8 protein-coding genes are annotated in these 9,529 nt (G+C 60.4%); 1 reads left to right on the forward strand and 7 read right to left on the reverse strand.

Translation table 11 applies throughout. From position 1 onward, the window contains the following. Positions 1-57 precede the first annotated feature (57 nt). The 4 genes from THIDRDRAFT_RS24090 to THIDRDRAFT_RS19305 all read right to left on the reverse strand — a co-directional run bounded on the left by THIDRDRAFT_RS24090 (position 58) and on the right by THIDRDRAFT_RS19305 (position 6,534). The gene (locus tag THIDRDRAFT_RS24090; protein ID WP_007042591.1) at positions 58-4,533 is read right to left on the reverse strand and encodes a PAS domain S-box protein; all 4,476 of its coding nucleotides are present in this window, start codon (positions 4,531-4,533) and stop codon (positions 58-60) included. A 197-nt stretch (positions 4,534-4,730) separates the two neighbouring features. Then, positions 4,731-5,141, reverse strand: coding sequence for a hypothetical protein (locus tag THIDRDRAFT_RS19295; RefSeq protein WP_139058822.1), 411 nt, complete (start codon positions 5,139-5,141; stop codon positions 4,731-4,733). Between the two features lie 39 nt (positions 5,142-5,180). After that, positions 5,181-5,588, reverse strand: coding sequence for an MliC family protein (locus THIDRDRAFT_RS19300; protein WP_007042593.1), 408 nt, complete (start codon positions 5,586-5,588; stop codon positions 5,181-5,183). A gap of 562 nt (positions 5,589-6,150) precedes the next feature. Continuing rightward, a complete protein-coding gene (locus tag THIDRDRAFT_RS19305) occupies positions 6,151-6,534 on the reverse strand; it encodes a hypothetical protein (protein WP_040845490.1) in 384 nt (127 codons plus the stop codon). 517 nt (positions 6,535-7,051) lie between these two features. On the opposite strand from THIDRDRAFT_RS19305, the gene THIDRDRAFT_RS19310 reads away from it, so the two are divergent. Next, the gene (locus THIDRDRAFT_RS19310; RefSeq protein WP_007042595.1) at positions 7,052-7,846 is read left to right on the forward strand and encodes a M90 family metallopeptidase; all 795 of its coding nucleotides are present in this window, start codon (positions 7,052-7,054) and stop codon (positions 7,844-7,846) included. Here the strand turns inward: THIDRDRAFT_RS19310 and arfB are convergent. The 3 genes from arfB to THIDRDRAFT_RS27370 form a co-directional block, all read right to left on the reverse strand. Further along, positions 7,843-8,265 carry an alternative ribosome rescue aminoacyl-tRNA hydrolase ArfB gene (arfB, locus tag THIDRDRAFT_RS19315; RefSeq protein WP_040845492.1) on the reverse strand — a complete coding sequence of 141 codons (423 nt, stop codon included), beginning with the start codon at positions 8,263-8,265 and terminating at the stop codon, positions 7,843-7,845. The genes THIDRDRAFT_RS19310 and arfB overlap by 4 nt on opposite strands. Positions 8,266-8,649: 384 nt before the next feature. After that, entirely contained in the window at positions 8,650-8,814 is a 165-nt protein-coding gene (locus THIDRDRAFT_RS26255; protein WP_007042597.1) for a hypothetical protein, read from the reverse strand. A gap of 288 nt (positions 8,815-9,102) precedes the next feature. Continuing rightward, positions 9,103-9,345: a GNAT family N-acetyltransferase gene (locus tag THIDRDRAFT_RS27370; protein WP_086009940.1), complete on the reverse strand. Its 243-nt coding sequence runs from the start codon at positions 9,343-9,345 to the stop codon at positions 9,103-9,105. Positions 9,346-9,529 lie beyond the last annotated feature (184 nt).

A 9,529-nucleotide genomic window follows, 5' to 3' on the forward strand; every position in this document is an offset into this window, starting at 1 on the left:
TACCCTATGCTAAGTCATCCGCCGAACGAAAATCGACGCTGATGCAGACGCAACCATTCACGGATACGAGTCCAGGCGCGACGACCTAGGATCGGGTGCATCGCGGGGCAGGCGCATGCTGAAGGTCGCGCCTGCACCCACCTGGCTGGAGACCCTGACGCTGCCGCCGAGCACGCCGTTCACCAGGTTGTAGACGATATAGAGTCCGAGGCCACTACCCCCTTGTCCCAGTCGGGTGGTGAAGAAGGGCTCGAAGATGCGTTCCTGCTGTTCCGGCGGGATACCGACACCATTGTCCTGATAGATGAGCTGTATGGCGTTGGAGTCATCCGCACACCCCCGAATCTGGATCAGGCCATGCTCGATCCCGGCAAGGCCGTGGGTCAGGGAGTTGGCAATGAGGTTCGTGATCACCTGCTCTAGCGGGCCGGGATAGCTGTCCAGCTCCAGGTCTGACGCGATATCCAGCTCGATGCAATGGGCCGTGCGTTTTAGGGTCGGCCGCATGGTCACGAGCACCTCGTTTACCGTCTCCAGCACGTTGAAGCGGCGGCGACGCATGCTCGTCTGGTCGACCGCGACCTCCTTGAAGTGCCCGATGAGATCCGCAGCTCGGATGGTGTTGCGCTCGAGCAAATCGACCGCTTCTCGGCTCTGGTTTAAGAAGTCAACGAGCTGCGAGCGACGCATTGCTCCGGAATCCAGCGCATTGGCAAGCTCTTGAACCTGATCGCTCAGGGTGCTCGCAATCATTCGGGCGTTACCGAGCGGCGTATTGAGCTCGTGCGCAACTCCAGCCACCAGATGCCCCAAGGCCGCCAGCTTCTCCGACTGCACCAGTTGACTCATCGCGTGCTTCAGGGCCTCGGTGCGCTCTTGCACAAGCTCTTCCAGATGCTCGCGATACTGGCGCAGCTCTGCCTCGGCCCGGCGGCTCTCGGTAATATCCATACTGAGGCCGACGACCCCACGCACCGCATCATCCCTGACCGGGGCAATCACATTGCGGAAATAGCGTTCCTCCTCGCCAGTTGCCATGCGGGTCTCTTGATCGACAAGCACGCCCGCGATCGCCCGACTAAGCATGGCTTCCAAGCCGGCAGAGATGGTTCGGCTAGCCGCTGCCTGCGCGGAGCAGGTACCAACAAGATCCCCCCATCGCACCTGCGAAGCCGAATTCTGCAGCACGAAGCGACTCTCGGCATCGAGCACGAAAAAGTCGAACGGGATGCTCTCGATGGCCGCGCGCAGTCGCGCCTCACTCTCCTGCAAGGCCCTCTCCGCGCGCTTCTGCGTTGTGAGATCGTGCACTGAGGACAGTAAGACTTCCTCATCGCCAAGCATGACGATCTCGGTGGACCAGAGGATTTCGCGACGCTCGCCATTGGTGGCGATAATCACAAAGGGCATATCCCTGAACGGGCCGTTCTCACGCAACTGCGAGACGATATACTCACGCGATGAAGCATCCTCCCAGAAGCCAACCTCTCGCGTTGTGCGACCCAGTAGATCCTCGCGCCGGGAGCCAACCATGCTGGCCCAGCTCGCGTTGGCATCGATAATCCGGCCCCCGGCGAGGTTCGAGATCAGCATCGGCGCCGGACTTAATTGAAAGGCCTTAGCGAACCGTTCCTCGCTCTGGCGTAGCGCCGCCTCCGCCCGATTGCGCACGGTGACGTCCTGAAGGTAGGAGATGCGCACCATCTCGCCACTCAGCTCGATGGTATTCGCGGACCAGAGATAGTCGCGCGGTTCGCCACTTCTGAGTACGACGGGAATCGGAAAGTCGCGCAGGGAGCCTGATTGCTCGAACAACGCATAGGCGGAAGCAAGAAGCACTGTATCCGTCACAATCCCGAGCTCGACGAGGGTTCGTCCTAAGGCCTCCTCGCGCGTGTAGCCTGTCGCGCTCACCCAACGGTCGTTGACGTCGATCAGACGGCGCTCTTTGAGACTGGTCATGGTCGTCGGCGCGGGACTGCAACGAAAGGCCTTGAAAAAGCGCTCTTCACTTTGGCGTAACGCCTCATCGGCACACTTACGCTCACTGATATCGCTGACATTGGCGAGGATGGCCTGCGCGTCACCGAAACGGATCGCTCGCAGCGTAACCTCCACGGGGAAGAGGCTTTCATCGACTGGCCGCTTCGCGATCCACTCGAAGCGCTGGCCCTCCCCCCGAACTGCGGACTCCCAATAATCGAGCGCCAGTATCGAGGATTGCCCGGGACCGGAAAGGTCTGGGATACCGCACGCCAGTGCGTCACGGTGCTCCAGTCGAAACATATCGAGCATGGCCTGGTTCACCGCGAGAATCCCCCCTTGGGGATCGTGCACGATGATGGCGTCGAAGGCGTTATCGAAGACGGTACGGTAGCGCGCCTCGCTCTCCTTGAGCTGGGCGAGCAAGAGCTGACTGTTGAGCGCCTCCTCGACTCGCTCGGCGATGCTTCGGAACAGACGCTGCTCGGCCGATGTCCAGACGCGCGGGGATTCGCACTGCTGGATGCCCAGCAGCCAGGGCCGATCCGCTTGCGGACGCAGCGCGACAGCCATTTGGCTACAGATCCCTTCGGCGCGGGCAGCAGTCGATAACGCGTGGAAGTCAATCATCACGGGGGCGTCTTGTGCCAGAGCGGCGCGGATGACCCCTCGAAAGTCATCATCCAGAGGGAATTCCCGTGCCGACGCATACGCCTCAGGGTCGGCGTTGCGGGTGGCCTCCATAGTGATCCGAGCGACGGTCGCCTCGGGATCGCAGGGCGTCAGAAAAAAGGCTCGATCGACCTGAAAGATGTCCAGAATCGCATCGACCAGCTCTTTCAAGACATCGGTGTCGGGCGATCTGCGGGTGAGTATCCGCGAGATACGATCCAGGTTCTCCAGGAAGTGGGTCTGCGCTCGCAGGGCCAGCCCGGATTCACAGCGCTGCAGGCTATGAGCGACGATCTCGGCCACCATGCGCGGCAGCCTGATCTCCTCGTCGGACCAGACAGGATTCGGTCCCGGCATCTCCAGACCGAGACAGCGGCGCAGGCGATCGCCCCAACGCAGCGGGATACAGATCAACGGATGCGAGCCAGACTCGAGCGGTGTCACCTTGGCAGACGTTTCCTGGGCCGGCGACAACACTTCGGCGATTGCCACCTCGCCACGCTCAAGACTCCCGAGGAAGGCCCGGTCGTCGGCGACAGGGAGATCTTGCAGACCCCGAATCCGAGGTGCGACGCCCTCAGCGCACCATTCATGGACTCGACTCGCTGTTTGGCCATCCGGGGCCATTTCGACGAGGAAGGCCCGCGCGGCGCCCGCGAGCGAGCCGACACGCTCCAGTGTCCAATCGAGGCGTGCATCCAGGTCGTCCCAGCCAGGTTTGATCATCAAGGCCGAGATATCGGCCAATGCCTTCTCGGAGTTCAGGTGATAGCGCAGCTTGGCTTCGGCGTCCTTGCGGCTGGTGATGTCGCGGACAAAGGCAACGTTGTAGTTCTTATCATCCACCGAGATGAAATTGCTGAAGATCTCGACAGGGAAAATGGAGCCATCCTTGCGCCGGTGCCTGGACTCGAAGCTGAGGGAGCCGGCTTCGCGCAGGCGCTGTAAGAACTCCGCTGTCTGTTCGACAGGGAAGTCCGGATCGAATTTATCGACTTGGCAGCCAAGCAGTTCTTCTCGACTGAAGCCCACCGAGCGGCAGGCCTCGTCGTTGGCATAAAAGAGCTTGCCATCGGCATCGAACCAGGTGATACCGATGACGGCCCGATCAACAGCGACCTGGGTCAGCTTGAGAGCCTCCTCGGCCTTCTTTCGCCCGGTGATATCCAAGTGAGTGCCGAGCATGCGAAGGGGGTTTCGCCTGTCATCCCACTCGACCACGCGCCCCACCGAACGCAACCAAACCCAGTCTCCAGATCCAGACATGATGCAGAAGTCGGCCTCATACTCGGAGCGCTCGCCCGAAACCAGCTCCTGGTAGAGCCCCAATACCAGATCGCGATCGTCGGGATGCAGCCATCCGCTCCAAGTCTCGAAGGTCGCGGACCGCGCGTCCGGATCTCGTTTGAGCATGCGCGCATGGGCCGCGTCGAACACCACATCGCCGCTCGTCAAATCCATTTCAAAGAGCGCCTGACCGGAGACATCGAGCGCGAGCGCCACTCGTGCCTCGCTCTCCCGTAGAGCCCGCGCGGTCCGCCGCTCGCTCGTCATCGGCCGGACCAACGCGCAACTGCATTCGAAGCCATCGAGATCGAGATGCTGGCTGGAAATCTCGACCGAGGTGATCGAGCCGTCGCGGTGACAGTGGCGCGTGAGAAATCGCAAATGCCCGGCACGGCGCAGTTCCCGCCAGTGCTCGGACCAGCGTTCGCGAGAGAAGTCGAGGTCAACGTCCCAAACGCACATCTGCCTGAGCGCTTCCCGGCTGTATCCCAGGGACTGGCAGGCGGCCTCGTTGGCATCGAGCAGGCGCCCGTCGGGATGAACCCAAAAAAGGAGATCAAGCTCAACGGATGCAGTATCGATGAGATTCATGCACAACCTCTCTCGCAGCCAAGAGTCCACTGATGCTTGAGGCGGTGAATGCCTAAAGCTGGATTCTCCTGATTCTAGATCGGTTCAGCGGAGCGCTGTGGGCGCAGGTCGCTTGGAAGGCGACGGCATCGGTTTCGGGACCCCCGAAGGTCAGATGGAAGAGGGCCGGTCTCCTCGTTCACGTGGCGTTCCGTGTGTCACCGAGCAGCCTCATTCGACAACGCCTCGCGGTCGCCGAACGACTCGGCATCGGCACGCCAGGGGCACGCATGGTCGAAGCGCTCATAGGCCGAGGCGAATCCTCCAAGCCCGATCCTCACGGCTGAATCGGCGAAGGTCACCCGCATATGCGATGCCTTCTGAATGGCGACGAGCAGCGGATCGGAGGGGGCGAGATCCATGCGAGGGACCTCGCCGAGCTGACCGAAATGGACAGTCGTCGCAGTACGCCGAAAGACCTCTCCCGCGACCTCGAAGCTCAGAGGACCGGTGGTGCGATTCTCGGTATCGAGCGCAGCCCAGTAGATGCTGGCCGACGCAGGTCTGCCCCATCCATGGCATTCGATGAGCATGCCGATGTCATCGCCGCAGTCCGTACAGTCCATCAAGGCGATGAAATCGCTATTCAGGGTCTGGCTCCATTGCCGCTACGGCTCGGACGGCTCCGGGACGCCCTCGTCGAGGATCTCGCCGCCACTGCAACGATCCAGGATCTCGTCATCCGTCCCGTCAGCGGCATACCCGAAGACAAAACCCTCCGTGCCCTTGCTCCACCAGCCCCAAGGCACGTCTGGGCCGCCGAACTTGGCGCCGCTGCCCGAACGCACGGGTACGAGCGTCAACACCTGATCGCGATAGCGGACCCGCATGGTATCGGTTTGCGGATCGTAGGCACTCACGAGGGTCGAACCGCTCTCGCAGCGATAGGCGTATCGCTCGATGTGGGTCGGCATATCCTCGTCCAGGGTCGGCGGTTGGGCGCAAGCCGTGCCCGCGAGAATCGCCTGGATCAGGACGGCCGATACCCATGTCAGACGCCGGGGATGTGATTCCATCGAGTGTCTCCGAGTTCGACAATGGCGGTTGCCATGATTCACCTTCCAACCAACCGGCAAGCTGGCCCCAGTAACCGGACCGTTTCACCATCAATGCGTCAGCTTCTCGTACTCCCCGATCAGCTCATTGCCGATCAGAACCATACCGCCACTGCAAACGCATATTTTTTGACAAAAACAGTCGGCGATCTAGTGTAAACCAAGACCGCAGAAATTCGTAGTTCCAATGATCTGGTCAAGCAAATAGCAACCGATACCGCTCCCACTGTCTCTGAAGGGATGCAAACAATGCATGAAAACGTTTGAATCAAAAAACATCGGAGACGGTCTGGTCCAAGTCGATTAGCGATCGTAATGCATCAATTCAAAGCCTGAATCGCGCCTAACCGCGAGTTGCTGTCATTATCCTCGGCCCAGAGGGTGCGGCGCACCAGTGCATTGGTTCGGGGATTTTACCGTTCATATCAACGGTGAGTTCATTCAGTTCCGCATCGGCTACTGCTCTGCGAATATTAACGCGATCCGGAGGGAAGCCGGCGATACTTTCATCTACGAGTTCGATTTAGGCGTATTTCGGTAAGACTCTTGTCAAACCTTGCTTCCAATCGTTTACGAACTCTTCAATGGATTCGATAAATTCGTTTTCCGCTTCTGCATCATCGATCGTGCAGTGCACCACCACGACAGATTCCTCTGTTTTAGCCGCGACGGTCCAAGCCAGTGCGTGTGGGCAATTCAACAAGGCTATGCGTACGCCATTTCGAATTCTTTCGCGTGAAACCTGAAATTGGCCCCAGACGCAGTAGATCTCTCCAATTCTTTCGGATTGGATAGAAACGACAGAGTCAATTGACGCGCACAATTCGGGCAGGCGGGCGATCGTGATCAATTCGCAAACCTGTTCTGCAGTAACAGCTTGAATATCAATTTCTGCGAAGAATTCCATGAATAACCTATGTGAGTCAATTATGTGTCAGTCTGAATTTCCGAGGTGGGTGCGTCCTCGTCTTATGTGGGATCGGCCCGAAGACGATCGGTTCTATCACATAGCTCTATTCAGAAGATCTGTCCCGAAACAGATCGGGACGCCGTCGATGGGCGGCTTCTGAAACCGCGTCGGCTTGGGCGGTCGTCGATATTGTCCGGGAACGACCCAATCCACAGAGTCTCGCTGGCATTGCAAGAGGCGGTGTAGTCTTTCCCGCGACAGCATTCGATAGGATGACCTTCATGACCCAGCCAAGACCTCCAGCCGATCGGGCTCCAACGACCGCATGTCCGGATCTCCGCTCGACCTGTCAGACATACAGGGTCGAGTCCGAGCCGAAAACGTCTGTTAGGAGCATGCACGAAGACGTCGCCGTTTGGGAGGGCTGCGGTTCCTGCGGGGCCGAGCCCTACTGGATCGAGATCGGTGCCGGGATGGAGCTGGCGCCGGACGGTGCGGACGAGGACAGCCGCTGATGTCGGTCGAGTTCGCGCGATTCGCGCATTGGTGGCGGTCTCTGACCAGGCACGGCGAGCAGGATCCATTTGCGGCGGAGGACTGGGAGCAGGCCTGGCGATCGCTGCCGCAGCTCCAGGGGCTGGACGACGATCAGTGCGCCAGGCTCCGTCGGCTCGCGCTCGGTTTCCTGGATGACAAGACCTTCGAGCCCGTGCAGGGGCTCGTTCTGACGGATCCCATGCGTCTCAGGATCGCCCTTCTGGCCGCGCTGCCCGTGCTCGAGCTGGGGCTCGACTGGTACGGCGGCTGGTACTCGGTCATCCTCTATCCGGATGCCTTCGTCCCCGAACACCAGATGATGGGCGACGACGGCGTGGTCTGGGTGGATCGAACGGTCAAGGCCGGTGAGTCCTGGGATCTGGGGCCGGTCATCCTCTCCTGGGAGGACATCCGCCAGGACGGCGAACTGGACGGCCACAACGTCGTCATCCACGAGCTGGCACACAAGCTGGACGGGCGCTCGGGCAGCACCAACGGTTGTCCGCCGCTGCACAAGGGCATGTCCGGGGCGGACTGGAAGCGCGCCTTCGCGGAGGCCTATGCCGACCTTTGCCGCCGCGCCGATTCGGGCGAGGACACGCCGATCGATCCCTACGGGACCGAATCGCCCGCCGAGTTCTTCGCCGTGGTCAGCGAGGCCTTCTTCGAGATTCCCGGTTTGCTCCTCAAGGAGTATCCGCGAGTCTACGCCCAGCTCGAACGTTTCTACGGACAGGTTCCGCTGCGGCGGCTCGGCGGGCTGAGCCGCTAGTCCTCGGTGGGCCGCCGGGAACGTGTCTGCTTCACGCGGGCGCGGAGCTTCTTGGACGCCAGCCGACGCTCCTTGGAGCCTCTGGTGGGGCGGGTGGCGATGCGCGGCTTGGGACGGTGCGCGGCCTGGCGGATCAGATCGGCCAGACGCTCCCGGGCGTCCTCGCGGTTGCGCTCGCGGGTACGGAAGCGATGGGCCTCGATCGTCAGGACGCCATCCCCGTCGATCCGCCGCCCGGCCAGCCCGTTCAGTCGCCGGCGCACGTCCTCCGGAAGCGAGGGCGAGCGTGCGACGTCGAAGCTCAGCTGGACGGCCGTGGCGACCTTGTTGACGTTCTGCCCGCCCGGTCCGGGGGAGCGGATGAAGCGTTCGGAGAGTTCGGATTCCGGGATACGGATCGCGGTGGTGATCTGAAGCATGCGCGGATTCTGGCCCGCCGTTCCGTGCCGGGCAAGCCGCGATCGCCGTGAAACGGCTGGTTTGGATGTTGGAGCGAAGGCGCGAGAGTTTAGGCGCCGAGGCATGTTGGGCCTCCTTGCGTCGGCCCAACCTACCGGTTTTCAGGCGGCTGCCTCCTCGTGCAGGTCATGGCTCAGGGCGTCACGGTGAGAGGGAGGTTCTGCCATCGGCGTCTCCCGCCATCCATGCGGAGCGCCTGGTGATCGATCAGACGAGTATCCAAGTGAATTACACCATTCGCTGATGAATGTCTTCGGATGTCTCGAGGCTGGTGGTGGCAGCGATCGGGGGATCAGGATCCTTCATTGGACGCCGAGGCGTCCGATCCCGGCCGCCTGGAAGGCTCAGGTCCGATCCGAGTCGTCCCCTCCCGATTTCTGCTCGGACCGATCGCTGCTCTCGCTGCTGGAATGGCTGCCCGAACTCGACGAGTTGATGTAGATGAGCCAGGCCACAAATCCGACGAGCACGATGGCCTCTCCCACGGCAAAGCTCTGGTTGTATTCCACCGTCTTCCTCCTCTGTATGAGAGCGCGCATACGAGCGCTCGATGCATGCTTCTGTGCTTCTGAGGCAGCATTGGGACGCATGCTGGATTTGCAACCTCAGTATGAGAAGGGGGGGATAGATCGCTCCAGGGTTTCGGCCTCGAACTTCGATGAGATCTCATCAAATGAAGGCGCGGCTACGGCCGCTGTCCTTCTTCGCTTCGTTCCAACGTATCCTGATTGACCCTTTGTACGGCTAGTGCTGGATCTGCCGATGAGTCGTTTTGAGGATACGGAATTGGAGTCAGATCATGCAACTTTCCGCTTCATCCCGACCTGAGTGACTGGGCCGCCGCTAGGGCTGGCGTGATTTGGCGCAACTTCACGGCTCGATATTTCAAAACCTAGCTTTTCGAATATTGCAACGTTTCCCGTCTCTTCGATAGCACACAAGGCCAACGTCGGCAGAGCATTTCTCTTTGCTATCTCTCCGACTTCCAGTACAAGCGCACGACAGACACCTTGACCGCGATATCGGGCATGAACGGCAATGCCCTGTAGGTATACCTAGCGAATGCAGGATTTCGGTTCTCAATTACCGATAATCTGGAAGTTCTCAGCAAGCAGCGTGCGCAGTTGGGGCGCATAGAGATCCAGCTCCGCAAAAAACTCTTTGCAGGCTATTCGGAACTCGGCAAACCGCTCGTAATAACGATTGTAAAGCACTTGCTTCTTG

Origin of the sequence: Thiorhodococcus drewsii AZ1, assembly GCF_000224065.1 — a bacterium.
Lineage (GTDB): Bacteria > Pseudomonadota > Gammaproteobacteria > Chromatiales > Chromatiaceae > Imhoffiella > Imhoffiella drewsii.

Excerpts from the sequence above, each read along its gene's own strand:
- THIDRDRAFT_RS19310 (WP_007042595.1), top strand. The coding sequence starts at position 7,052 with ATGTCGGTCGAGTTCGCGCGATTCGCGCATTGGTGGCGGTCTCTGACC.
- THIDRDRAFT_RS19305 (WP_040845490.1), bottom strand. The coding sequence starts at position 6,534 with ATGGAATTCTTCGCAGAAATTGATATTCAAGCTGTTACTGCAGAACAG.
- THIDRDRAFT_RS24090 (WP_007042591.1), bottom strand. The coding sequence starts at position 4,533 with ATGAATCTCATCGATACTGCATCCGTTGAGCTTGATCTCCTTTTTTGG.
- THIDRDRAFT_RS19300 (WP_007042593.1), bottom strand. The coding sequence starts at position 5,588 with ATGGAATCACATCCCCGGCGTCTGACATGGGTATCGGCCGTCCTGATC.
- arfB (WP_040845492.1), bottom strand. The coding sequence starts at position 8,265 with ATGCTTCAGATCACCACCGCGATCCGTATCCCGGAATCCGAACTCTCC.